This window comes from Alicyclobacillus acidocaldarius subsp. acidocaldarius Tc-4-1, assembly GCF_000219875.1.
In the GTDB taxonomy this organism is placed as follows: domain Bacteria; phylum Bacillota; class Bacilli; order Alicyclobacillales; family Alicyclobacillaceae; genus Alicyclobacillus; species Alicyclobacillus acidocaldarius_A.
On record NC_017167.1, the window covers coordinates 938,114 to 962,874 of the forward strand.

Annotated in this window: 22 protein-coding genes; 18 read left to right on the forward strand and 4 right to left on the reverse strand. The window is 63.8% G+C overall.

The features are described 5' to 3' along the window. Positions 1 to 31 precede the first annotated feature (31 nt). Entirely contained in the window at positions 32 to 961 is a 930-nt protein-coding gene (locus TC41_RS04225; RefSeq protein WP_014463772.1) for an EamA family transporter, read from the reverse strand. 113 nt (positions 962 to 1,074) lie between these two features. Between TC41_RS04225 and TC41_RS04230 the strand changes: the two genes are divergently transcribed. The 6 genes from TC41_RS04230 (at position 1,075) to TC41_RS04255 (ending at position 8,939) form a co-directional block, all read left to right on the forward strand. Next, positions 1,075 to 2,241: an iron-containing alcohol dehydrogenase gene (locus TC41_RS04230; RefSeq protein ID WP_014463773.1), complete on the forward strand. Its 1,167-nt coding sequence runs from the start codon at positions 1,075 to 1,077 to the stop codon at positions 2,239 to 2,241. A gap of 267 nt (positions 2,242 to 2,508) precedes the next feature. After that, entirely contained in the window at positions 2,509 to 3,507 is a 999-nt protein-coding gene (locus TC41_RS04235) for a LacI family DNA-binding transcriptional regulator (protein ID WP_014463774.1), read from the forward strand. Positions 3,508 to 3,532: 25 nt separating this feature from the next. After that, positions 3,533 to 5,770: an amylo-alpha-1,6-glucosidase gene (locus tag TC41_RS04240; protein ID WP_014463775.1), complete on the forward strand. Its 2,238-nt coding sequence runs from the start codon at positions 3,533 to 3,535 to the stop codon at positions 5,768 to 5,770. A 68-nt stretch (positions 5,771 to 5,838) separates the two neighbouring features. Further along, positions 5,839 to 7,104 carry an ABC transporter substrate-binding protein gene (locus TC41_RS04245; RefSeq protein ID WP_014463776.1) on the forward strand — a complete coding sequence of 422 codons (1,266 nt, stop codon included), beginning with the start codon at positions 5,839 to 5,841 and terminating at the stop codon, positions 7,102 to 7,104. A 58-nt stretch (positions 7,105 to 7,162) separates the two neighbouring features. Continuing rightward, positions 7,163 to 8,095: a carbohydrate ABC transporter permease gene (locus tag TC41_RS04250; protein ID WP_014463777.1), complete on the forward strand. Its 933-nt coding sequence runs from the start codon at positions 7,163 to 7,165 to the stop codon at positions 8,093 to 8,095. A gap of 1 nt (position 8,096) precedes the next feature. Then, entirely contained in the window at positions 8,097 to 8,939 is an 843-nt protein-coding gene (locus tag TC41_RS04255; protein WP_041695026.1) for a carbohydrate ABC transporter permease, read from the forward strand. 74 nt (positions 8,940 to 9,013) lie between these two features. Here TC41_RS04255 and acnA read toward each other — a convergent pair whose 3' ends face one another. Together acnA and TC41_RS04265 are read right to left on the reverse strand one after the other, a co-directional pair. Beyond that, positions 9,014 to 11,728, reverse strand: coding sequence for an aconitate hydratase AcnA (gene acnA, locus TC41_RS04260; protein ID WP_014463779.1), 2,715 nt, complete (start codon positions 11,726 to 11,728; stop codon positions 9,014 to 9,016). 250 nt (positions 11,729 to 11,978) lie between these two features. Continuing rightward, a complete protein-coding gene (locus TC41_RS04265; RefSeq protein ID WP_041695027.1) occupies positions 11,979 to 12,944 on the reverse strand; it encodes an MraY family glycosyltransferase in 966 nt (321 codons plus the stop codon). A 251-nt stretch (positions 12,945 to 13,195) separates the two neighbouring features. Here TC41_RS04265 and cyoE point away from each other — a divergent pair, with 251 nt between their 5' ends. The 4 genes from cyoE to ispG all read left to right on the forward strand — a co-directional run bounded on the left by cyoE (position 13,196) and on the right by ispG (position 17,657). Further along, on the forward strand, positions 13,196 to 14,104 hold the full coding sequence (gene cyoE / locus TC41_RS04270) for a heme o synthase (RefSeq protein WP_258165040.1): 909 nt from the start codon (positions 13,196 to 13,198) through the stop codon (positions 14,102 to 14,104). Positions 14,105 to 14,265: 161 nt separating this feature from the next. Next, positions 14,266 to 15,321 carry a zinc-dependent alcohol dehydrogenase family protein gene (locus TC41_RS04275; RefSeq protein WP_014463782.1) on the forward strand — a complete coding sequence of 352 codons (1,056 nt, stop codon included), beginning with the start codon at positions 14,266 to 14,268 and terminating at the stop codon, positions 15,319 to 15,321. 33 nt (positions 15,322 to 15,354) lie between these two features. Beyond that, positions 15,355 to 16,491, forward strand: coding sequence for a zinc-dependent alcohol dehydrogenase family protein (locus TC41_RS04280; protein ID WP_014463783.1), 1,137 nt, complete (start codon positions 15,355 to 15,357; stop codon positions 16,489 to 16,491). An 80-nt stretch (positions 16,492 to 16,571) separates the two neighbouring features. Then, positions 16,572 to 17,657 carry a flavodoxin-dependent (E)-4-hydroxy-3-methylbut-2-enyl-diphosphate synthase gene (gene ispG, locus TC41_RS04285; RefSeq protein WP_014463784.1) on the forward strand — a complete coding sequence of 362 codons (1,086 nt, stop codon included), beginning with the start codon at positions 16,572 to 16,574 and terminating at the stop codon, positions 17,655 to 17,657. Positions 17,658 to 17,726: 69 nt separating this feature from the next. Here ispG and TC41_RS04290 read toward each other — a convergent pair whose 3' ends face one another. Beyond that, positions 17,727 to 17,960 carry a LysM peptidoglycan-binding domain-containing protein gene (locus TC41_RS04290; RefSeq protein WP_014463785.1) on the reverse strand — a complete coding sequence of 78 codons (234 nt, stop codon included), beginning with the start codon at positions 17,958 to 17,960 and terminating at the stop codon, positions 17,727 to 17,729. 175 nt (positions 17,961 to 18,135) lie between these two features. On the opposite strand from TC41_RS04290, the gene TC41_RS04295 reads away from it, so the two are divergent. The 8 genes from TC41_RS04295 to hisIE are packed head-to-tail and all read left to right on the forward strand — an operon-like array spanning position 18,136 to position 24,685. Next, a complete protein-coding gene (locus tag TC41_RS04295) occupies positions 18,136 to 19,248 on the forward strand; it encodes an ATP phosphoribosyltransferase regulatory subunit (protein ID WP_041695029.1) in 1,113 nt (370 codons plus the stop codon). Further along, complete coding sequence (hisG, locus tag TC41_RS04300; protein WP_014463787.1) at positions 19,242 to 19,883, forward strand: ATP phosphoribosyltransferase; 642 nt, start codon at positions 19,242 to 19,244, stop codon at positions 19,881 to 19,883. Before TC41_RS04295 ends, hisG begins: the two co-directional genes overlap by 7 nt. After that, the gene (hisD, locus tag TC41_RS04305; protein ID WP_014463788.1) at positions 19,873 to 21,153 is read left to right on the forward strand and encodes a histidinol dehydrogenase; all 1,281 of its coding nucleotides are present in this window, start codon (positions 19,873 to 19,875) and stop codon (positions 21,151 to 21,153) included. The genes hisG and hisD overlap by 11 nt, the downstream gene beginning before the upstream one ends. Next, entirely contained in the window at positions 21,150 to 21,755 is a 606-nt protein-coding gene (hisB, locus tag TC41_RS04310; protein ID WP_014463789.1) for an imidazoleglycerol-phosphate dehydratase HisB, read from the forward strand. Before hisD ends, hisB begins: the two co-directional genes overlap by 4 nt. Continuing rightward, on the forward strand, positions 21,752 to 22,414 hold the full coding sequence (gene hisH, locus TC41_RS04315) for an imidazole glycerol phosphate synthase subunit HisH (protein ID WP_014463790.1): 663 nt from the start codon (positions 21,752 to 21,754) through the stop codon (positions 22,412 to 22,414). The genes hisB and hisH overlap by 4 nt, the downstream gene beginning before the upstream one ends. Then, positions 22,411 to 23,169: a 1-(5-phosphoribosyl)-5-[(5-phosphoribosylamino)methylideneamino]imidazole-4-carboxamide isomerase gene (hisA, locus tag TC41_RS04320; protein ID WP_014463791.1), complete on the forward strand. Its 759-nt coding sequence runs from the start codon at positions 22,411 to 22,413 to the stop codon at positions 23,167 to 23,169. Before hisH ends, hisA begins: the two co-directional genes overlap by 4 nt. After that, positions 23,163 to 23,933 (forward strand): imidazole glycerol phosphate synthase subunit HisF, encoded by a 771-nt coding sequence (hisF, locus tag TC41_RS04325; RefSeq protein WP_014463792.1) that lies wholly within the window; start codon positions 23,163 to 23,165, stop codon positions 23,931 to 23,933. The genes hisA and hisF overlap by 7 nt, the downstream gene beginning before the upstream one ends. Then, positions 23,921 to 24,685 carry a bifunctional phosphoribosyl-AMP cyclohydrolase/phosphoribosyl-ATP diphosphatase HisIE gene (gene hisIE, locus TC41_RS04330; protein WP_014463793.1) on the forward strand — a complete coding sequence of 255 codons (765 nt, stop codon included), beginning with the start codon at positions 23,921 to 23,923 and terminating at the stop codon, positions 24,683 to 24,685. Before hisF ends, hisIE begins: the two co-directional genes overlap by 13 nt. The last annotated feature ends 76 nt before the right edge of the window (positions 24,686 to 24,761 follow it).

A 24,761-nucleotide genomic window follows, 5' to 3' on the forward strand; every position in this document is an offset into this window, starting at 1 on the left:
GAAGTGTACGGGAAGGCGGCGCCGTCGGCAACTAGGGCGTGTGCGAGAGCATCATCGTGGCGAACCCGACCAGGCACGCGGCGGACGCGCTGTACAGGCTCGGTCGCTCGAGGTGCGGGACGAGGATCCAGGAAAGGAGGGCGACAAACACGGGCTCCGAGGCGGCGAGCGTCGCCACGGTGCTGATGGGGATGAGGCTTGCGCTGACAAAAAACAGGAGGACGCCCGCCGCGCTGGACGCGCCTGCCGCAAGCAGCCAGGGAGACAGGTGATTTCGGTAGTGGCGCAGGAGCAGCCCGAGCTTGCCTTCGACGGCGAAGCTTGCGACACAGGCGAGGGTGGCGACGGCGACGTCGATGAACGCCGAGCCCATTGGCGATGCGCCGCTCGCGAGGGAAATCCGCCGGAACACGTGACCTACGCCTTGGAGCCCCGCTGCCGAAATGCCGATGAAGGCGCCTGACGAGAAGACGGCGCGATCTCGCGTGGGACGGGCGCGATTCTCGAGCACCAAAAGCACAATGGCCCCGAGAACGCCGACGAGGCTCGCGGTCACGCGCCACGAGACGGGATCGCCGAGGAACGCGTACGCGAGGATCACCGTGGCTACCGGGCTCAGACCTTTGAGAACCACGCCGCGCACGGCGCCGAGGCGCTGAACGGCGAGGTACAAAAGGCGCCTGCCGAGATAGGTGCTCACCGCGCCCGAAAGGCAGGCGAAGCCGAGGGCTCGCCCGCGCGTGGGGAAGCCCAAGGCGCGATGTGACGCAAGACCGACGGGCAAGAGGACCATCAGCAACAGAAGGCTGGTGACGAGCACGGGAAGAAGCCCGCTGTCAGGAGGCGAGGAATCCGCCTGTCCCTTCCTGAGGCACACGTAAGACAGGGCATACGCAATGGCGCTCGCGATGGCGGTCAAGAGTCCAGGGGACGTCACAATCTCACCTCCGGTCGCGGACAACCCATGTGTATGCGGGGACGGTTCGAGCGAGAACGTCGCTTTTGGACATCGGCGTCGAAGTTGTTTACAATGGATGAGCTACTGAAAAATCGTGTGTGACACGGGGGATTGGCATGGAGCCGTTTCGTTTTCACAATCCGACGACGCTCTACTATGGGAAGGGGCAGATTGAGAAGCACCTGGCGGACGAGGTCCTGAAGATTGGGCGGCGCGTACTTCTACTCTACGGCGGGGGCAGCATCAAGCGATTTGGCCTGTACGACAAGGTGATGGACATCCTGAAGAACGCGGGCGTCACGGTGTTTGAGCTGGGGGGCGTGGAGCCGAATCCACGCCTGACGACCGTGTACAAGGGCATCGAGATGTGCCGGCAGAACGACATCGATCTCATCCTGGCCGTAGGCGGCGGTTCGGTGCTTGACTGCGGCAAGGCCATCGCGATGGGCGTCAAATTTGACGGAGACGTCTGGGACATCTATCAGCGCAAGGCGCAGGCGACGGGTGCGCTGCCGCTCGGCACCATTCTCACGCTCGCGGCCACCGGATCGGAAATGAACGCAGGCGGCGTCATCACGAATTGGGAGACAAAGGAGAAGCTAGGCGCAAGCTCGCCGTACACGTATCCGGTCTTTTCCTTCTGCGATCCGGAAAATACGTTCACCGTGCCGCGCGACCAGACGGTGTACGGCATCTGCGACATGCTTGCGCACTGCTTCGAGCATTACTTTCATTCCACGCCGCATGCGCCCTTGCAGAGGCACCTGATCGAGGCTGTCATGCGCACCATCGTGGAATACGCGAAGCGCGTGGTGGACAACCCAACCGACTATGACGCGCGCGAGACCATCATGTACTGCAGCACCATGGCCTTGAACGGGATGATCTCGATGGGCATCGTCGGCGACTGGGCCTGCCACGCGATGGAGCACGAGGTGAGCGCCATCTACGACATTCCTCACGGCGGCGGCTTGGCCATCCTGTTCCCGCACTGGATGGAGTACGTCAAGAGCACCGATCCGAGTCGATTCGCGTCGCTCGCCAAAAACGTGTTTTTGGTCGACGGGACGGGCAAGTCGGACGAGGAGCTGGCCGACATCGCCATCGAGAAGGTGCGGGAATTCTACAGGGAGATTGGCGCACCGCAGCGTTTGGCGGACTACGGCATCGGCGACAGTCAACTGGAGCGCATGGCGGCGCAGGCGGTGCGGTTCGGTGAAATCGGCCACTTCCGCAAGCTCGGCAAGGAGGACGTGCTGAACATCCTGCGCGCGAGCCTGTGATCCGTCTGCGCCATGCGGCATCGGTCATCGAAGTGCGGCGGTGGGACGCTTGCGCGTCTCGCTGAGGCGCCTCCCGCCGCGGCACATCCTGTCCTAAGTGGAGCGCACACGGCACGGGTTGAAGGAATCACCACCTCATGAACGCGATCTTCCCTCTTGCGTTTCCAAAACGTTTTCGAGTATATTGATGCTGACTCGCGAGTGGCAGGGTCGCGTTGCCGAAAACGTTTCGGATGCGCCGGAGGCTCGCGAAAGGGGTTTGCCGCCATGAAAGTCACCATTCGCGACGTGGCGCGCGCAGCAGGCGTTTCGGTTACCACGGTGTCGAGAGCGCTGAATGGCGCCGCAGACGTCGGGGAAGAGACGCGCCAGCGCGTCATTGAAGTCGCCAAGCAACTGAACTATCGCCCGAGCCATGTGGCTCGGAGCCTCGTGCTCAGAAAGAGCCAGAACATTGGGCTTCTGGTGTCCGATTTTCGCAAAGGCGGCCACCACTTTCTCTACGATGTTTTGGTCGGCGTACACGACACGCTCGCCGAGTACGGGTACGATGTCACGCTGGTCAGTACGGATACCGCTCGCCAGCAGCTGGTCAGCTATGTGGACTTTTGTCGGGCGCGAGGGTTGGACGGCGTGATCGTCATGGGCATTCGCCTGGACGATCCGTACGTCGAGGAAGTTGTCGAGTCGACGCTGCCGAGCGTCGTGATCGACCTGCCGCTCCTCAGTCGACACTGCGGCTATGTGATGACGGACAACGTGAACGGCGCGCGCTACGCGGTGAGGCATCTCGTGTCCCGGGGCTGCAAGCGCATCGGTTTTGTGAACGGCGCTGCGCACGCTGCGGTGAGCCGCGAGCGGCTGAGGGGATTCGAGGAAGCTGTGCGCCAATATGTGGGCGCGTTCGACGAGCGCCTCGTCGTCTACGGGGATTTCACGCTCGAAGGGGGACAGCGGGCCCTCGCCGAGCTGCTCGCCAAGTCGCCGGACGTAGACGGCGTGTTCTTTGCGAGCGACCTCATGGCCATTGGAGGCATCCAACACTGTAAGGTGATGGGCATTCGCGTTCCAGACGACCTCGCGGTGGTCGGGTTTGATGACATCGACCTCGCTCGTTTCGTGACGCCCGCGCTGACAACGGTCGCACAGCCGCGATACGAGATGGGATGCGAAGCGGCGAAGATGCTCGTCCATATGCTGCAGAAGGGCGAGATGCCATCCGGCACGCTGTTGCCGCCGCAACTCGTCGTGCGCGAGACGGCCTGAGCATTTCAACTGGGGGAGAGGCATCATGCAGGGATGGGTCATCAAAGAAAACGACCTGTTTTGGTACGGAGACGCAGAGGGCCTGAGCGCGCATGCGGTTGAAAACGTTTCCGGTCACGGGCTTTACACGAGGGACACTCGCGTACTTTCCACGCTGGTGTGGCGCATCGAGCCCGACGTGTGGGTGGCATTGGACGCCACGGCTGAATCCGGATCGGAATCGGTATACCGTTACACCAATCGCCCTCCGCGTGCGGAACACGAGCCTCCACGCGAGAGCCTGCTGGTGGAGCGCCGGCAGCGCGTGGATGGGCATTGTTTTCAAGAAAGCGGTATCGTGCGCAATTTTGGCGATCTCGCCGTGCGTCTCGCCGTGATCTACGAGGTCGCGGCGGACTTCGCGGACATGTTCGAAGTTCGGGGGTTCCAGGTCGAGGCGCCCGCGAGAACCATCCGCACACGCGCATCCGGAAACGTTTGCTGTTTTTCCTATTCGTCTTCGGACGGGCGGACTTGGGAGACGCGCGTCGAGCTCGCTGCGCATCCAAGTCACCAGGGTGAGATGACACCCACGCGGTGGCTGGAGTCGGCCGGCGTAGGCAAGGCGGAGTTGCGCATAGTCGTCGAAGCCGGAGGTGTCGCGGAGTGGGCGCTCACCGTTCGACCGGAGGTGCGCGGAGGTGAAGAAGGCCTGGGCACAGGAGAAACAGGGATCGGCTTGTCTGTTTCCGAAAACGTTTCCAGACATCTGCGTGGAGGCGCGGACGAGGGAACTGGGGCCGAACCGGCATATCTGTCGACGGAGAGGCTCTCAGCGCATGGGTGGCTTCAGCAGCCGCCGTCGCTTTCGGGGAACGAGTCGTTTCGACGTTGGTACGAGCAGGGCATGCGGGACATTCGCATGCTTCAGTCCGACTTCGGCTTCGGGCCGTTTCTCGTGGCGGGCGTCCCGTGGTATGCGGTTCCGTTTGGAAGGGACAGCTTGATAGCCGCCCGCCAGATCCTTTGTGTGGCGCCGGAGGTCGCGCGAGGCACCCTCGCCACGCTGGCTCACTTTCAGGGCACGTGTGTCGATCCGGAGCGGGATGAGCAGCCTGGGAAGATTCTGCACGAACTCAGGGACGGCGAACTCGCGCGCAGCGGCAAGGTTCCATTCCGCCCGTACTACGGCAGCGTCGACGCCACACCGCTCTTTCTCATCCTCTTGGCGGACTACTGGCGCTTCACGGGCGACACGCCGTTCCTCGCGCGGATGCTTCCCCATGCGGAGCGCGCGCTTGCCTGGATGGCGGACTACGGCGATCGCGACGGCGACGGGTTCATCGAGTATTGGCGCGAGGCCGAGGGCGGGATCGCCAATCAGGGATGGAAGGACTCAGGAGACTCGATGGTCCACGCAGACGGCAGCCTGGCGCAAGGCCCTATCGCGCTCGCGGAAGTCCAGGCGTATGCGCACATGGCGTATCTGGCTTGGCGTGACATTTACCGCGAGCTCGGCGAAACGGAACAAGCAGAGCGGCTGGCGAGACTCGCGGATGGGCTGCGATCCCGCTTCCTGCAGCACTTCTGGCTGGAGGATCGGGATGAAATCGCGATGGCGCTCGATGGAAACAAGCGCCCGCTTTCCGTGGCCTCGTCCAACATGGGCCAAGTGCTGTGGAGTGACATCCTGCCGTCCGAACTTGCCGCGCGCGTCGCAAAGCGCCTGCTGCAGCCAGACTTGTTCTCGGGTTTTGGTATTCGCACGCTCTCTGCGAAGGAGCGCCGTTACAATCCGATGAGCTATCACAACGGGTCGGTCTGGCCACACGATACCAGCCTCGTCTTCGCCGGGCTCGTGAGGCACGGGGCCTGGGAGGAAGCCGAGCAGATCTTCGAGGGGCTCATGAGGGCGCAGGCGCAATTTCCGCACCATCGGCTGCCGGAGCTGTTCTGTGGATTTTCCCGCGAGGAAAGCCCTCGACCCGTCCCGTACCCGGTTTCGTGCTCGCCTCAGGCGTGGGCGGCGGCGGTTCCGGCAATTGTGCTGGAGAACCTGTTGGGTCTCCGTCCGGACGCGCCGCGGGGAGCATTGACGATGGTCCCGCGATTGCCGGCGAGTATGCAGGAGTTGAAGGTGCACGGGCTCCGCATCGGTCGCGGGACGCTGTCGGTCGAGATCGCGCGTCGGGACGAGGGTGTCTTGGCCCATGTGGTGGAGAATACCACGGGTCTGCGGGTGGATGTCATGGACGGCGCGAAGGAGGTGATGCCCGCCAGCTGAAGACGGGTCGCTGAACTCGATGAAGGAGACAAGCGGGGTCAAACCGAATCGCGGGAGGTTGAAAGGACATGAAAAAACGGCTGATGGGAATCGCGGGTGCGGCAGTAGTCGCGATGGGCGCGGTGACGGCATGTGGTCAGGCGCAGAGCGTGCCGTCCAGCCAGGCGAATGTCGGCAGCGCGTCGGCAGCGCCCATTCATCTGACCCTGGGGATGTGGGCATCGAGCCCGGCAGAGAAGCAGCTCGTGGAACGCCAGGTCGCCCTCTTTGAGAAAGAAAATCCGAACATCAAGGTGAGCATTCAGGTCATCACGGGGAACTACCTGCAGGCGCTGCAGCCAATGCTCGCAGCGCACGACGCACCTGACATCTTCTACGTGGATTCGTCCTACGCGCCGACGCTTGAGGCCTCGGGCGCTATCATGCCGCTCGACAGCTTCATTAAGCAAGATCACGTCGATCTGTCCGACTTCCAGAAGAATCTGCTCGACGCGTTCACCTGGCAGGGTCACATCTACGGCTTGCCAAAGGACATGAACACCATGGCCTTGGAGTACAACCCGGCGCTTCTCGCCAAGGCGGGCATCCAGTCGCCGCCGAAGACGTTTGCGCAGTTTGATCAGGACGCCGCGAAGTTGAAGGCCAAGGGCATTGTGCCGCTGGACATGCCCATTGACGTGGCGCGCTATTATCCGTTCATCGTCGATATGGGCGGGAGCTACTACAACAAGGCCACGAACCAGGCCACCTTCACCAATAAGGCGAACGTCGCGGGTCTCACGTGGTTTATGAAAGAAATGGAAAGTGGCAACTTCGTGACGCCGCAAGACCAAGGCGGATCCTGGGCAGGTGTCCCCTTCGCGGAAGGCAAGGCGGCCATGGCCCTTGAGGGCGCTTGGATTGTGCCGTTCATGCAGCAGACGGCGCCGAAGATGAAGTACGGCATTGCAGACTTCCCGTCGCTCAACGGGCACGATGCGAACATGCTGTTCACGGTGGCGTACGAGATGTCGAAGTACACGAAGAACCCGGATGCCGCTGCGAAGTTGCTCTTCTTCATGACGGGCAAAGAGGCGCTCAAGATGACGGCTGATTCGGGCCTCGCCATTCCCTCACGCACCAGCGAGCAGGGCGAGTTTCTGAAGAAGTATCCGTCGTACAAGGGCTTCGTGGACGGCCTCAAGGGCGCCATTCCTTATCAGTTTGGCACGCTCGGGCAGAACTTCCTCGATGCTATCAACAATGCCACGCAACAAGGCATCCTGAAGAAGGAATCGGCGCAGCAAGTCCTAAGCCAGGCGCAGCAGACGCTCGCTTCGCAGATGAACGATTGACGCTCTACGCGGCGGGGCCTGAGGAGGCTCCGCCGCCGGAATCAAGGAGGGGGTTGGCATGAGCGTCGCAAACTCCGCTGCCGAGCGGGTCACGGGGCGCGGCCGACGCATCCGTTGGAACGTGGTGGAACAGGCGCTCGCCGGTTACTTGTTCATTCTCCCCGCCATCGTGGAGTTGGTCGTCTTTCTCCTGGGGCCCATTATTTACTCCTTTGTCATCAGTTTCAAGCACTTTTCGTATCTGGATCCTTTGGACTCGCATTTTGTGGGATTCCTGAACTACGTTCATCTCTTCGAGGATCCGGTGTTTTTGCGGGCGCTGTGGAACACCACGGTGTACGCCCTCGTGGTGGTGCCGGTGCAGACTGCGATCGCCATGATGCTGGCCGTGATCGTCAACCGCATCCGCGGCAAGACGATCTTCCGGGTCATCTACTACCTGCCGTCGATCACGTCGACCGTTGGCGTGGCGGTCATCTTCAGCTTTCTGTTCCAGCCGAACGGACTGCTGAACCGCCTGCTGTGGATCCTGTTTCACATCCAGGGGCCCGACTATTTCAACAGCCCTATCTTCGCGTTTCCAGCCATCATGGCGGTCGCCGTGTGGACCACGGCAGGCCAGTTCATGGTCATCTATCTCGCGGCGCTCCAGGAGATTCCCGAGGAGCTGTACGAGGCCGCAGCCATCGATGGCGCACAGGGGTTCGCCATGCTGCGTTACATCACCATCCCGTCCCTTCGGCGGACCACGTTTCTCGTCGTGGTGCTCGGTATGATTGGCGCGTTCCAGGTGTTCGATCTCGTCTACGTCATCTCGAGCGCGAGCTCGCTCCCGCAGCAGTACACCATGACGGTTGTGCTCGATCTGTTCGAAAAGGGCTTCCGCACCATGCAGATGGGCTATGCGTCCGCCATGGGTTTTGTGTTGTTTGCCATTATTTTGATTTTGACGCTGATTCAGCAGCTGTGGCTCGGAAGGGAGGACGCATGAGATGCGTATGGCCACGCCCGCACCATCCCCGTCCTGGCGCCGCGCAAGCCTGTGGATGTATGCGATTGCCGTGATTTACGCGGCCATTTCGCTGGTGCCCTTTCTGTGGTCCATCTACACGTCCGTCAAGCCGACGTCCGAGGTGTTTCAACTGTTCGTGCCTTGGCGGACGCTGACGCTGTCGAGCTATACGTCCATCCTGGAGAACTTCCCGTTTGGGCGCTGGTTTTTGAACAGCGCCATCGTGGCGTTCATCGTGACCGTGGGAAACCTCGTGGTGAATACATTTGCGGGCTACGCGTTTGCGCGGCTTCGCTTCCCGGGCCGGGGCTTTCTGTTTTACGTCTTCCTCGGCGTCATGATGATCCCAGGACAGGTGGTCTTGGTTCCCATTTACATGCTGCTCGCGCACCTCGGCTGGATCGACACGTACGTCGGGCTCACCGTGCCCTTCTTGCTGAGTTCTACCATGGTGTTTTTGTCGCGCCAGTTCTTCCTCGGCATCCCGAAAGAGCTGGAGGAGGCGGCTCGCATCGACGGCATTGGATACTTCGGGATGTTCTTTCGCATCATGCTGCCGCTCGCGCGCCCGCTGTTGGCCGCGCAGACCATTCTGACGTTCCAGGGCAACTGGAACTCCTTCCTGTGGCCGCTTCTCATCGGTCAAACAACGGACATGTACACGTTGCCGGTGGGGCTGAACTCGTTTTATGGCCAGTACAACGCGTATTGGAACAGCGTGATGGCGGGCATGGTCATGCTGACGCTGCCGATGATGGTGGTGTTCATCATCTTTCAACGCCAATTCATTCAGGGCGTGTCCCAAGCAGGACTCAAAGGCTGACGAGAACTTGCGCGCCGACAAACACAAAAGGGGCTCCTCGTGGGAGCCCCTTTGTTGCTCGTGCGCGTTTCCCCTTACGCTTGCTGCTCGCGCATGAAGTTGCGGAGCACTGTCTGCAGGATACCGCCGTTGCGGTAGTAATCCACCTCGATGTCGCTGTCGAGCCGCACGAGCGCTTGGAACGTGAACGACGATCCGTCCTCGCGCGTGACTTCGACCGTGACCGTCTGGCGCGGCTTCAGGTCGTTCGACAGTCCCTTGATGGTGTACACCTCGCGTCCCGTCAGGCCAAGCGTCTCCGCGTTTTGCCCGTCGATGAACTCGAGCGGCAACACGCCCATGCCGACCAGGTTGCTCCGGTGGATGCGCTCGAAGCTCTCCGCGATCACGGCCTTCACGCCGAGCAGGTAGGTGCCCTTCGCCGCCCAGTCGCGGGACGAGCCTGTTCCGTACTCCTTGCCGGCGATGACCACAAGCGGGGTCCCATCCGCCTTGTACTTCATCGCGGCGTCGTAGATGGGCATCACTTCGCCCGTTGGGAAGTAGGTCGTGTAACCGCCCTCCGTGCCAGGTGCCACCTTGTTGCGGATGCGGATGTTTGCGAAGGTACCGCGCATCATGACCTCGTGGTTGCCGCGGCGCGAACCGTACGAGTTGAACTCATGCGGCTTCACGCCCTTGGACTGCAGGTACTGGCCAGCTGGGCTTGACGGCGCGATGCTGCCCGCAGGCGAGATGTGGTCTGTCGTGACCGAATCGCCCAGGTATGCGAGTACGCGCGCGCCCTGGATGTCCTGGATGTCCGGAACCTCTTCCGACAGCCCCTCGAAGAACGGCGGCTCCTGGATGTATGTCGAATTCGGATCCCATTCGTACAACTCGCCCTTCGGGACGTCCAGCTTGTTCCACCGCTCGTTCCGGTTGAACACGCTCTCGTATTCCTTCTTGAACATCTCCGGGTTGATGATTTGCCGGATGACCGCCTGAATCTCCTCGTTCGACGGCCAGACGTCCTTCAGGAAAACGTCGTTGCCGTTCTCGTCCTTGCCGAGAGGCTCGTTCACGAGATCGATATCCACCGTGCCCGCGATGGCGTACGCCACGACGAGCGGCGGCGAAGCGAGGTAGTTCGCGCGAACGAGCGAGTGGATGCGCCCCTCGAAGTTGCGGTTGCCTGACAGCACCGCAGAGACCAGAAGGTCATTCTCCTGAATCGCCTTGGCCACTTCCTCTGGCAGCGGACCGCTGTTGCCGATGCACGTGGTGCAGCCGTAGCCGACGACGTCAAAGCCAAGCTTGGAGAGCGGCTCGAGCAGGCCTGCGCGCTCCAGGTAATCCGTGACGACGCGAGATCCGGGAGCGAGCGATGTCTTCACGTAGCGCGGCGTCTTCAGCCCCTTCTCCACGGCTTTCTTCGCCAACAGCCCCGCGCCAATCATCACGGACGGGTTGGAGGTGTTGGTGCAGCTCGTGATGGCGGCAATCACGACCGCGCCGTGGTGGAGTTCGTCTTTCTGCCCGTCCGGATATTGGACGACGGCCGTCTTATCCCGCTGGTCCGCAAGCCCGAAACCGCCCTCCGACACGGGCTTCTCGAGCGCCGCCTCGAAATTCTTCTTCATATCGGAGAGGAAGATCTTATCCTGCGGACGCTTCGGACCCGCCATCGTCGGCTGGACGGAGCCGAGATCGAGCTCCAGCGTGTCGGTGAAGACCGGATCCGGCATGTCGTCCGTGCGGAACATGCCCTGCGCCTTCGCGTACGCCTCGACGAGCTGGATAAGCGATTCGTCGCGGCCGGTCAGGCGTAGATAGTCGAGCGTCGCCTGGTCGATGGGGAAGAAGCCCATCGTCGCGCCGTACTCGGGCGCCATGTTGGCAATGGTCGCTCGGTCGGCGACGCTGATGTTGGAGAGGCCAGCGCCGTAGAACTCGACGAACTTGCCGACCACGCCCTTCTTCCGCAGCATGTTCACGACCGTCAGGGCGAGATCCGTCGCAGTTGCGCCTTCGGGGAGCTTGCCGGTCAGCTTGAAGCCGATGACCTCAGGCTGCACGAAGTACAAGGGCTGTCCGAGCATGCACGCCTCGGCCTCGATGCCGCCCACGCCCCAGCCGAGGACGCCGACGCCGTTGATCATGGTCGTGTGCGAGTCCGTGCCGACGAGGCTATCCGGGAAGACGACCTGCTCGCCGTCGACGGTCCGCTCCTGGACCACACGTGCGAGGTACTCGAGGTTCACCTGGTGGACAATGCCCATTCCGGGTGGCACCGCGCGGAAGTTATCGAACGCCGTCTGTGCCCAGCGGAGGAAGCGGTAGCGCTCCTCGTTGCGCTCAAATTCCTTCGCGATGTTGAATTCGAGCGCCTCTTTAGAGCCGAACGCGTCCACCTGCACCGAGTGGTCGATCACGAGATCCACCGGGATGAGCGGGTTGATCCGCTTCGGATTGCCGCCGAGCTTGTGCATTGCGTTGCGCATGGCGGCCAGATCCACCACGACGGGCACGCCCGTGAAGTCCTGCAGCAGGATGCGTGCGGGCTTAAAGGGGACCTCGGACTTGGCCGGGTTCTCCGCGTTCCAATTGGCGAGTTCTCGCACATGCTCCTCTGTAATGACGCGACCGTCGTACTGGCGGAGCACGGATTCAAGCAGAATTTTGATGGAAATGGGGAGGCGGGAGATGTCGGCTACGCCTTGCTCCTGAAGAGCGTCCAGGCGGTAGTAGGTGTAGGACTTCCCGCCAACGGTGAGGGTCTGTTTGGCTTGAAACAGATTGGCGCCCACCCTAACTCACTCCTTCTATCTGGTTTCTGCCTCTATTTTGCGACGCGGCCCCCGCATCTGTCGAATCCTCATCCAGATTGCCGATACCGATATCGAAAACCTGCGACGGACGAGGGCGTGGAAGCGTTCGCATGAGACGAGTCCTTTGTCACTCTACTACCATGGAGGAATTTACGCAAGGTGCCTTGCCACCGGCTGACGAGCCAAAAGAAAAGGCCCGACCCCAAGGGCCAGGCAGGCACCGCGACCGTTATCCGCGATTCAAAAGCAGCACGAGCATGGACATGAGCGAAAAGCACGCGCTGATGAGGTACACCACAGTCACCGTCTGCACCTGCGTCAGCCCGAGGCGCAAGAGCCAGTGGTGCACGTGGTTCTGATCCGGCTTGTACACCGGCCGTCCGGCTCGAGCCCGCAAAAATACCACGCGGACCGCATCGAAGATGGGCACGCCCAGGGCGAGGATGGGCACGCCGATGGAAACGACGGTGGCTGACTTGAAGGCGCCGACCGACGCAATGGAGGCGAGCAAATAACCAAGCACGGTGGATCCCGCGTCTCCCATGATGATGCGCGCGGGATAGAAATTGTGTCGCAGGAAGCCGACAGCGGCTCCCGTCACCGCAATCGCAAACCAGGCGGAGGCTGTGTCGCCCTTGATGAGCGCGACAAAGAACAGCGTGGTCGCCGAGATGGCCGCGATGCCGGCCGCAAGGCCGTCGACGCCGTCGAGAAAGTTGAAGACGTTCGTGACGCCTACAATCCACAGGAGCGTGAGGAAAAGCGAAAGATAAGGAGGAATGGCCACAAAGTGGTGACCGCCGAAGGGAGACGTGAATCCCTGGATGGCGCCGCCGAAGAGCGGCACCATGAGCGCCGCGAGGATCTGCACCACGAAGCGAATGCCGACGGAAAAGTCCTTGCCTCTCGTCTTGTAATAATCATCGAGCAGGCCGATGACAAAGAGCATCGCCGCGCCAATCACGACGCCGATGTACGGCGTATCAAACCAGTCTTTCCAGAGCGAACCTGCGAGAAATGCCCCGATGACGCCCGCAAAAATGGCGGCGCCTCCGAGCAGCGGAAGCGGATCCCGGTGAATTTTTCGCTCGTTGGGAAGATCCACGAAACGGTACCGGAGAGCGACTTTTCGCATGTGCGGCGCCAACAGGTAGGCGAGTGCGAAAGCTACAATACCCGACAGCCAAAGGGGCATACGTTTCTCTCCCTAGCTCGTGTCATTCCACGGCAATTATACTAAACACGACCCTTGGCGGCTATACTGCAATCTGTGTCTTTTCAGGGGCCAAAGTATGTCCGTTGGATGACAAGTGGAGCACAACCGTTGAGTTTCAGCGCACTCTTTGCAAATATAGTGAGCGGAAACGAAGGTCGGCGTGCGGCGCTCATCGACTCTCGTGGCCTCATGGCGAAGGATGTGATGAACCGTTGCAAGCAAACGGCATTGTGTATCAGGAGCCCCCGAAGGGCGTTGAATCCGCGCGGGCCACGCTTCGCGATTACCTCTCTATTATGAAGTGGGGCATCACCGTCGCCAACCTGATGGCGACGTTCGCCGGACTTTGGGTGGCGTCCGGCGGCCATCCACCGCTCAGCATCATGCTCCTGACGCTCGTCGGCACGATGTTTGTGGTGGCAGGAGGCGCGGCACTCAACAATTTTTACGATCGCGACATCGATCAGCGCATGCCGCGGACGAAGATGCGCGCCGTTGCGCGAGGGAAGGTTTCCCCCGGTGCGGCGCTTGGTATCGGACTTGCCATGAGCGCCATTGGCCTCGCGGTCTTGCTCGTCGGCGTGAATTGGCAAGCGGCCGTCTGCGCGTTTGTGGGCCTATTCGTGTATTCCTATCTGTACACCGTCTGGTTCAAGCGGCACACCACGTTGAACACCGTGCTCGGCGGCGTATCGGGCGCCATGCCGCCGCTCATCGGCTGGGTGGCTGGGAGCGGTGGAACGCTCTCGCTCGCGGCTTGGTGCATGTTTTTCACCTTCTTTTTGTGGCAGCCACCGCATTTCCTGCCGCTCGCGATGAAAAAGACGGAGGACTACCGAGCGGCCGGTGTGCCGATGCTCCCGGTGGTTCGGGGATTTCGCGAGACGAAGCGGCAGATTGTCTTTTACACCGCCGCCATGGTGCCAGTCTCGTTGATGCTCACCGTGCTCGGCGCCGAGGGCTGGCTGTACTTCGTGGTCATGGGCGCACTTGGGCTGTGGTTCTTGTACCTCGCGGTGAAAGGATTGTTCCTCCCTCCGGAGAAGGACATGGCGTGGGCCAACCAGGTCTTCCGCTTTTCGCTCATCTACCTCACGGCCCTCTGCATCGTTTCGGTACTCTCGGTTTCCATTTTGTGATGAACGAAGCCTCTGGGGCGGACTGCGCGTTCGCCGCAGGGGCTTCGCGCTTCTATCATCCTATTGACATTGCGCCGAGAGTCCGCTTTCCTAAGAGTGTAAACGATTTCGCAGACGGCACGCGTGTCCTTGTATTTCATCCATGAAAGGATGCTGCACTGGTGAAAGCAGCGCGCCTGCATGCATTCCACACGCCCTTTTCCATCGAGACCATTCCCGATCCCGATCCCGGTCCGGAGGACGCCGTCGTCCGCGTGCGTGCGGCCGGCGTGTGTCGGAGCGATCTTCACATCTGGCAGGGGGAACTCGCCTGGGTGGGGATCCGCCCACAGTTGCCCATCATCCTCGGCCACGAGTTCGGCGGCGAGGTCGTGGCGGTGGGGCGCAATGTCCGCCGCTTCGCGGTGGGCGATCGCGTCACTGTCCCATTTCACAACGGCTGCGGCCGCTGTCCGCAGTGTCAGTCGGGCAGGTCGAATCTGTGCGACGAGTTCGGATTTTACGGCGCGACGTATGACGGGAGCTTCGCGGAATATGTGCGAGTCCCTAACGCTGACTTCAACCTCATCCGGTTGCCCGACGAGGTCGATTTTGTGACTGCGGCCGCCATGGGGTGCCGTTACATGACGGGCTTTCATGCCGTCATGCGGGGCCGCGTCCAGCCCGGTGAATGGGTAGCCGTGCACGGCGCGGGCGGCGTCGGGTTGTCCGCCATCCAGGCGGCTCACGCTATCGGCGCTCAGGTGATTGCCGTGGACATCGACGACGAAAAGCTCGAGAAGGCGCGAGCCGAAGGCGCCGCAGTGACCATCAACAGCCGGCGCGAGGAGCGCGTGTTCAAGGCCATCAAGCAGGTCACGCGCGGAGGAGCACATGTGAGCATCGACGCGCTCGGGCTCGCCGAGACGGTGTTCAACTCCGTGCGGTGCCTGCGCAAGGGCGGGCGCCACGTCCAGGTTGGCCTCACCTCCTCGGCTGAGCAGGGCATGGTGGCGCTGCCGGTCGACATCATGACCACGGGCGAGATCGAGTTCATCGGAAGCTTTGGCAACCCGCACGTCGCTTTCGACGGCTTGTTGCGGTTGGTCGGCGCAGGGAGGCTCCGGCCCAAGGCGCTCGTGGAGCGCGAGGTGGCCCTCGCCGAGTTGAACGACGTGTTCGATCGCATGCTGCGCTTCGAGACGAAGGGGTTCAACGTCATCACGTCGTTCGCGTGAAGTGGTGCAACAACTTTCGAGGGGGAGTCGACTGTGCAGACGCGAGCCGCTGTCCTCCTGGAGATGGGGGCGAGGCCGCCTTACGCATCCACGCGGCCGCTTCGCCTGGAGACGCTGGAACTGGAACCGCCGGGGCCGGGCGAGGTCCTCATCCGGGTGCATGCCGCCGGCCTGTGCCACTCGGATCTTTCTGTCATTGAAGGCGCCCGCCCGCGGCCGATGCCGATGGCCCTCGGGCACGAGGCGGCTGGCGAGGTGGTGGAACTTGGCGAAGGCGTGACCGATTTGGCGCCTGGAGATCACGTCGTCTGCGCCTTCGTGCCGAGTTGCGGGCACTGCGGCCCCTGTCAAGAGGGACGGCCTGCGCTCTGCGAGCCGGGCGCCGAGGCGAACGGCCGCGGGACACTGCTCTCGGGAGCGCGCAGGCTGCTGCGCCTTGGCGGGCAACCCGTCCATCACCACCTCGGCGTGTCGGCCTTCAGCGACTACGCCGTCGTCTCGCGCCGCTCGCTCGTGAAAATCGATCCGTCCCTCCCATTTGAGCACGCGGCGCTGTTCGGCTGCGCGGTCATGACGGGCGTCGGCGCGGTCGTCAACACGGCGCGCGTCCCCGTGGGCGCCTCGGTCGGCATCGTGGGCCTCGGCGGCGTGGGGCTCGCCGCGCTGCTCGGCGCCGTGGCTTCGTCAGCCCGGCACATTGCGGCCATCGACGTGAATCCCGAGAAGCTCGCGTTCGCGCGCGAACTCGGCGCGACGCACACGTACGACGCGCGCGATCCCGGCGTGATCGACAGGGTGCGCGCCGATTCGGCGGGCGGCCTGGAGTACGTGTTCGAGACCGCGGGCTCCGTCGCGGCCATGAAGACGGCGTTTGCCGTGACGCGGCGCGGCGGGACGACCGTGACCACTGGGTTACCGGATCCGCGCCACGAGTGGAGCGTGCCCCAGGTGCTCCTTGCGGCAGAGGAGCGCACGATTCGCGGATCGTACGTGGGAAGCTGCGTCCCGTCCCGCGACATTCCGCGCTTCATTTCACTGTTCCAACAGGGAAAGCTCCCCGTCGACAGGCTGGTGTCGGACGTGATCGATCTCGACCACATCAACGAGGGCTTCGATCGCCTCGCCGCGGGCGAGGCCGTGCGCATTGTCGTGCGCATGAGCGGGGCATGATCCGCGTATTGGTTGAAGGACGGGCCCTCGTTCGGTAAGATCCGTCTTGGGACCTCATCACGTAGCGGGGAGACGAGAGTATGTATCGTCGCTGGGAGACGAAGCCGGTTCGCGTCGGCGACGTCGTGATCGGCGGGAGCAATCAGGTCATTGTGCAGAGCATGACGACGACCAAGACGGCCGATGTCAAGGCGACGGTGGAGCAGATTCACCGTCTGGAGGATGCCGGCTGCCAGGTCGTGCGAGTGACGGTCAACAACCGCGAAGCTGCTGAGGCTATCAAGGAAATCAAGCGGCAGATTCATATTCCGCTTGTCGCAGATATCCACTTCGATCACCGGCTCGCGCTCGAGGCCATCAAAAACGGCGTCGACAAGGTGCGCATCAACCCCGGTAACATCGGCAAACGCGAGAAGGTGGAGGAAGTCGTCAAGGCGTGCAAGGAGCGCGGGATCCCCATTCGCATCGGGGTCAACGCGGGATCGCTTGAGAAACACATTCTCGAGAAGTACGGCTACCCAACGGCGGAGGGCATGCTCGAGAGTGCCGAACATCACGTGAAGATCCTGGAAGACCTGGATTTCGACGATATCATAATCTCGATGAAGGCTTCCGATGTGCCTCTCGCGATTGAGGCCTATCGCCTGGCGGCCGAGCGGTTCCGCTATCCGCTTCACCTTGGCATCACCGAATCGGGCACCCTGTTTGGCGGGACCATCAAGAGCGCAGCCGGCCTCGGGACGCTTCTCCACATGGGCATTGGCAACACCATTCGCGTGTCGCTCTCGGCGGATCCTGTTGAGGAAGTCAAGGTGGCGCGCGAGCTGTTGAAGGTTTTCCACATCGTGTCGGACGCCGTGACGATTGTGTCGTGCCCGACGTGCGGGCGGATCGATATCGATCTCATCAGCATTGTGAATGAGCTCGAAGATTACGTGCAGAACATCCGGGCGCCCATCAAGGTGTCGGTACTGGGGTGCGCCGTGAACGGCCCAGGCGAGGCGCGCGAAGCGGACATCGGCATCGCGGGCGCTCGTGGCGAGGGGTTGCTGTTCCGCAAGGGGCAGGTCGTGCGGAAAATTCCGGAGCAGGATCTCCTCACCGAGCTGAAAAAGGAAATCGATACGATGGCGAAGCGGTACGCGGAGACGGGATCCATCTGGTGATTGCGGACGCGCGCCCGGCTGCCGGCGAGATGGGCAGGCGGGCGCGCTTTTTTGTGCTTTGGTGCGTGTTCAGTACCAGCTCTTGTGGTGTGAGTGCATGTCGTGGTGCATGCTGTGATGATACGAGCCCGATTTGACGTCCTCGTAGTGCTTGCTCGGGATCTTCAACACCTGGCCGGGGTAGATCATGTTGGGGTTCTTGATGCCGTTCGCCCGAACGATGGCCGACACGGTGGTGTCGTACTTGACGGCGATGTTTCCGAGCGTGTCACCGGGTTGGACGATGTACTTGACCACTGTCATCCCTCCTCTGTACGTGGTTCGTTCCACCGTATGCGGGTGTGCCGGGACTTGCCGCGGATGCACGCCTAGATTCCCCTGTTGCAATGCAAGCTCGTGTCCGATATGCTTGCTTTAGCATATTAGCGAAGTAAAGAATGCCGCATGGGCGCAGAGAAGGCGTGGAGGCTGAAGAGGCATGAATCTTACGTCAAGCGCGTGGGGTGCTCGCGCTTGGGAGGCGGTGCGCGGGTTCGCGGACCGACCCCCGGGGATGCAGGACGGGTATCCGGACTTTGCCAAGCGTCGCAGGGCGGTCGAAACGCGCCTGCTCTCGTTTGTCGAGGACGCGGGGTATGAGCCCGTGACGAGCGGGCTGTTTGAATACGTGGACACACTTTTGCGGGCGAGATCGCCAGAATCGAGCCGCGACTGGATCCGGCTCTTCGACGGCGGCGGGCACGCGGTGGCGCTCCGCCCGGAGATGACCCCGTCTATCGCGCGCATGGCGGCGCCACGCGTGGCTGCGGGGCGAACGCCGATTCGCTGGTGTTACTGCGAACGGGTGTATCGCCGCACGGACGATCCCGCCTCGCTCTCCTGGGCGAGCGGCAAAGCAGCGGAGTCGACGCAGGTCGGGATTGAGCGCATCGGCGAAGAGGCGAGCGTCGACGTGGATATGGACGTGTTGCGCCTGTTGCACGAGGCAAGCGCGGCGGCCGGCGTAAGGCGCCACCGCATCGTGGTGAGCCACGCGCGCCTGGTGCCGCGCTTGCTCGATGCGCTGGGCATCTCCGCCTCGCTTTCGCGCGCGTTCCTCGCGTGCCTGACGAGCGGAAATTATGTCCAATTTCGCGAGCTGTGGCAGCGGCATGCCGCGAGGGACGAGGATCTCCTCGCGAATCTGCTCGCGTGGTCGCCCGCTGAGCGCGACGCCGCGAAGCGAAGCCGCGAGGCGTCGCAAGGTGAGCTTGAGGCGCTGCTCCGAGACGCGGCCGACCCACGCGCGGCCGCGGACGTGAGGGACGCGTGGCGGTATCTCTGCCGCCTCGCCGATGCCCTTCACGACTCGGGCCTCGCCTCGGACGTGGTGACGTTCGATCTCGCCCTCCACCGCGAGCTGGACTACTACACAGGCCTCGTCTTCGAGATGTTCGCGCCGGGCGTCGGCGCGCCCATCGCGCAGGGCGGGCGGTACGACGAACTCTTGGCCCAATTCGGGGCTGGCGCGCCCGCCGTCGGCTTTGCGTTCGAGGTGGAGCGCGTCATGGCCGTGCTCGAGGCGCAGGAGGAGGGGGAAGCCGGATGTTGACCGTGGCGATGGCCAAGGGGCGCACGCTGGACGACGTGGTGCCGCTCTGGCAAGAGGCCGGCATCGCGTATCCGCGCGACTGGGACGAGAGCCGTGCGCTTGTGTTCGAGATCCCTTGGCAAGACTGGACCCTGCGCTACCTCCTCGCCAAGCCCGCCGACGTGCCCACGTACGTCGCCTACGGCGTGGCCGATCTCGGCGTTGTCGGCAACGACATCCTGCTCGAGCAGGAGCGGGAGATGTACGAGTTGCTGGATCTCGGCGTCGCGCGCTGCAAGCTGTGCGTCGCGGGGCGCGAGGAGGAGCGCCGGCACGCGCCGCGGCGCGTGGCGACCAAGTACCCGAAGCTCGCCGACCGGTACTTTCGCAGCCAGGGGCACCAGGTGGAAATTGTGCCGCTCGCGGGGTCCATCGAGCTCGCGAGCGTGATTGGTCTGACGGATCGCATCTTCGATCTCGTCCAGACCGGCGAGACGCTCCGGGCCAACGGGCTCGTCGTCTTCGACGAGGTGCTCGACATCTCCGCGAGGCTCGTGGCCAACCGATCCAGCTACCGGATGAAACACCGAGAAATCTCGGCCTGCCTGGAGCGCCTCGAGGCGGCCGTCGCGAGGAGGAACGCGTATGCGCCTTGACCGGGTCGACGTGATCGAACAGGCTTCGTTCAACTGGCGGCGAACGACCGGCCGCGACGCGGACGTGTGGGGGAGCGTGGCGCGCATCGTCGAGGAGGTGCGCCTGGGGGGCGACGACGCGCTGCAGCGGCTGACGAGGGCGTTGGACGGCGTGGACGCGCCCTTGCGCGTGCCGCAGGAGGCGATGGAGGCCGCGTTTCGCGCGCTTCGCGCCGAGGTGCGGGAGGCGCTCGCGCGCGCGGCGGAGCGCATCCGCCGCTTTCACGAGGCACAGCTGCCGAACGACATCGTCATCCGGGGCGAGGATGGCGAGACGCTCGAGATGCTGTGGCGACCGCTCCACCGCGTCGGCGTGTACGCGCCCGGGGGCCGAGCGGCCTACCCATCGACCGTGCTGATGGACGTCATCCCCGCACAAGTGGCGGGTGTCCGCTCCATCGCCCTCGTGTCGCCGCCGGGGCCGGACGGCCTGCCTCACCCGGCGGTCCTCGCCGCGGCGCACCTCGTCGGGATCGAGGAGATGTACGCGGTGGGCGGTGCTCAGGCCGTGGCGGCGCTCGCGTACGGCACCGAGACCATCGCCAGAGTGGACAAGATCGTCGGGCCGGGGAACGTGTACGTGGCGACGGCGAAGCGGATGGTGATGGGCGACGTCGGGATCGACAGCATCGCCGGGCCGACCGAGGTGGTGGTGGTGGCGGACGAGACGGCGAACCCGGCGTATGTGGCGGCGGATCTGCTCGCCCAGGCGGAGCACGACGTGGAGGCGGGGGCCGTGTGCCTGAGCCCGTCTCGCGCGCTGCTCGAGCGGGTGCACGCCGAGATCGTGCGGCAGCTGGCGGCGTTGCCGCGGGTGGACATCGCGCGCGAGGCGCTGGAGCGCCACGGGGCGCTCGTCTGCGTGAAAAGTCTCCAGGATGCGGTCGATCTCGTCAACGACATGGCGCCGGAGCACGTGGAAGTGATGACGGAGGACCCGCGGCGCGTGCTGGACGGACTTCGCACCGCGGGGGCGGTGTTTCTCGGCCCCTACACGCCGGAACCGGTGGGCGACTACTTCGCCGGGACCAATCACGTGCTGCCGACGCACGGCAGCGCGCGGTTCTCGAGCGGGCTCGGGACGCTCGATTTCATGCGCCGGATGACGGCCGCCACCTACACGGCGGAGACGCTCGCTCGCCACGCGCGCTACATCGAGGTGCTGGCGGAGGCCGAATCGCTCACCGCGCATCGGGACGCGGTGCGCATCCGCAGGGAGGAGTTGCGATGAGTTCGAGCATGGAACGCCCCACCTTTTCCGCGGCCATCGAGCGCGAGACCGGCGAGACCTCGGTTCGCCTTTCGCTCAACCTGCACGGTCAGGGCCGCGCATTGATGGACTTCCCTGTCCCCTTTTTGCGCCACATGCTGCATTTGTTTACGGTGCACGGGTCTTTCGACCTCACCGTCTCGGCGACCGGCGATGTGGACGTGGATGACCACCACCTCGTCGAGGACATCGGGCTGTGCTTGGGCCGCGCCATCCGCGAGGCGCTCGGCAACAAGGCGGGCATCCGCCGCTACGGAGAGCGCCACGTGCCCATGGACGAGACGCTCGCGCGGGCCGTGATCGACCTGTCCGGCCGGCCGGCGTTCGTCCTCCACGCCCGGTTCACGGACGCGCGCATCGGCACGTTTCCGACCGAACTGGTGCACGAGTTCTTCAAGTCGGTAGCGAACGAGGCCCGGATGGCGCTGCACCTCGCGGTCCTGTACGGCGAGAACAACCACCACATGGCGGAAGCCTTGTTTAAGGCGTTCGGCCAGGCGCTGCGCGAGGCGGTCGAGGTGACGGAAGGCGGCGTGCGAAGCAGCAAGGGGGTGCTGGAATGATCATCGTGCTCGATCCCGGCATTGGCAACCTTCACAGCGTGCTTGGGGGGCTTCGCCGCGTGGGCAGCGAGGGACGCGTGGTGGCGTCGCGCAGCGAATGGGAGGCGGCGATGGGCGAAGAACGTGCCGTGCAGGGCGTCATCCTGCCCGGCGTGGGAGCGTTCGGCGACGCCATGAGCCAGATGCGCCTCCGGGGCCTGTGCGACGTGGTGCGAGACGCCGTGGCGCGGTCCATCCCGCTTCTTGGCATCTGCCTCGGCATGCAGCTTCTGTTCACGAGTTCGGAGGAGCATGGCGTCTTCCGCGGGCTGGATCTCGTCCCCGGGCACGTGGTCCGCTTCCCCGATGGGGCGAAGGTGCCGCACATGGGGTGGAACAGCCTCGAGGTGCGCGCGCCCCGTCACCCGCTTTTGCGCGACGTGCGGGAGGGGGATTACGTGTACTTCGTGCACTCCTACTACGCCGTCGCGGAGCGAGGCGAGGACGTGATCGCGAGCACGTCGTACGCCGGCGTGGATGTGCCCGCGGTGGTGGCGCGCGTCGGCGTGATGGGCACGCAGTTTCATCCCGAGAAGAGCGGTCCGGTGGGCGAGCGCATCCTCGCGAATTTCGTGCGCATTGCGGCGTATCCGGCGTTGCTCGAGGGGGTGCGCCCATGAGCGGGCTAGGGTTCACGGTCTACCCGGCCATCGACATCCTGGGTGGTGAAGTGGTTCGCCTACGCCAGGGCGACTACCAGCAGGTCACGCGCTACGAGGGACACCCGGCAGAGGTCGCCGGGCGCCTGTGCGACGCGGGCGCTCGCTTCTTGCACGTGGTCGATCTCGACGCCGCCCGCTCCGGCCAAAGCGAGAACGAGCGGGCGGTGCGCTCCATAGTCGAGACGGCCGCATCCTACGGCGCAGCGGTGCAGGTGGGCGGCGGCATTCGCACGCGGGAAGCCATCGCCCGATGGCTGGAGGCGGGCGTGGCGCGCGTCGTCATCGGCACCGCGGTGCGAAATGTCGAGCTTGTGGCGGAATGGGCGCAGGAGTTCGGCGGCCATCGGCTCGTCGCAGGGCTCGACGGCCGCAAGGGGCGCCTCGCGGTGTCCGGCTGGCTGGAAGAGACCGAGTGGTCCATCTTCGATCTCGCCCGCGAGCTCGCCAAAGTCGGTCTCGTCCAGGCGCTCGTGACCGACGTCGAGCGCGACGGCACCGGCGAAGGCCCGAATCTGGATCTGGCGCTTGGCGTGCAGCAGTCGGGGCTTTTTGCCATCACCTCGGGGGGCATCGGTTCTATCGACGACGTCGTGGCGGCGCGCCGGGCGGGCCTCGCTGGGGCCGTGATCGGCAAGGCGCTGCACGATGGGCGCATCCATCTCGGCGAACTGTTTCAGCGCCTCGCGCAGGAAGAGGAGGGAGGCGCGTGCTGACCAAGCGCATCATTCCGTGTTTCGACGTGCTCGACGGCCGCGTGGTGAAGCACGTGAGCTTCTTGGAGAACCGAAGGGACGCGGGCGATCCGGTGGAGTTGGCGGAGGCGTACTGCCGCGAAGGCGCAGACGAGCTTGTGCTGCTCGACATCTCCGCGTCCAGCGAGGGGCGCCTCGCCATGCTGCGGGTGGTGGAGCAGGTGGCCGCGCGGGTCAATGTGCCGCTCACCGTGGGCGGCGGCGTGTCCACCGTCGAGGACGTGCGACGACTGCTCCTCTCCGGCGCGGACAAGGTCTCGATGAACACCGGGGCATATCGGAATCACCGGCTCATCAAGGAATCCGCGTGGCGGTTTGGCGAACAATGCGTCGTCGTGGCCATCGACGCGCGCTGGAGCGAGCCTCTCGGCCGCTACGAGGTGATGCTTCAGGGCGGCAAAGTGGGGACCGGCACGGACGCGGTGGAGTGGGCCAAGCGCGCGGCGCAACTTGGCGCGGGAGAAATTCTTTTGACCAGCTTTCGGAAGGATGGCACCAAGTCGGGCTACGATCTCGACTTGACCCGCCGCGTGGCAGACGCGGTCCGCGTGCCGGTCATCGCGAGCGGCGGGGCCGGATCGATGAAACATTTCGCTCAGGTCCTGACGGAAGGCGGCGCGGACGCGGCGCTCGCCGCGAGCGTGTTTCACTTTGGGGAGATTGCCATTCCGGCGTTGAAGCAGTATCTGCGCGACAGGGGGGTGCCGGTGCGGTGGCCGCTGTGAAGGGAGAGGTGGAACTCGCGCGGGTCCGCTATGACGCGGCCACGGGCCTCGTGCCTGTGGTGGCCCAGGACGCCGAAACGGGTGACGTGTTGATGCTCGCCTACGCGGACCGCGAGGCGGTGAAGCGGACGCTTGCGACGGGCTACGCCTGGTATTACAGCCGATCCCGTCGGGCGTACTGGCGCAAGGGTGCGACGTCAGGCAACGTGCAGCGCGTGGTGGAGGTGCGGGTGGACTGCGACGGTGACGCCGTGCTGTACAGGGTGGTGCCCGAGGGACCCGCTTGCCACACGGGAGAGCAGGTGTGTTTTTATCGCCGCCTGGTGCCGGACGGGGTTTCGTCGGAGGCGGCGAAGGAGGTGGGCCCGAACCCCGAAGGCGCAGCGGTTCGCGCGGAAGAAGGCGATGTGCCCGCGGCGAGCGACGCGTCCGGCGATGTGCCCGGGAACGTGGCGTGGGATGAATCGGCGCTGGCGAGATTGTGGGGCGTGATCGACAGCCGCTACCGCGAGCGGCCGGATGGGAGCTACACGACGTACCTTTTCACACACGGCGCGGAGCGGATGGGCAAGAAGATTGGCGAAGAGGCGGTGGAGGTGGCGCTCGCGGGCCTGAAGGCCGAGCGCGACGCGACGGCGAAGGCCGAGGTGGCGGCCGAATCCGCGGATCTGTTGTATCACCTGCTTGTCCTGTGGCGCCACGTGGGCGTCCAGCCTGCCGACGTGTGGCAGGTTCTCGAGAAGCGGGCGTAGGGCCCGCGAGAGGGTAAGAGACGGGAGCCTGCAAATTGGCGGGCGCACCATTCCACCTTCATGCATTCGATACAGC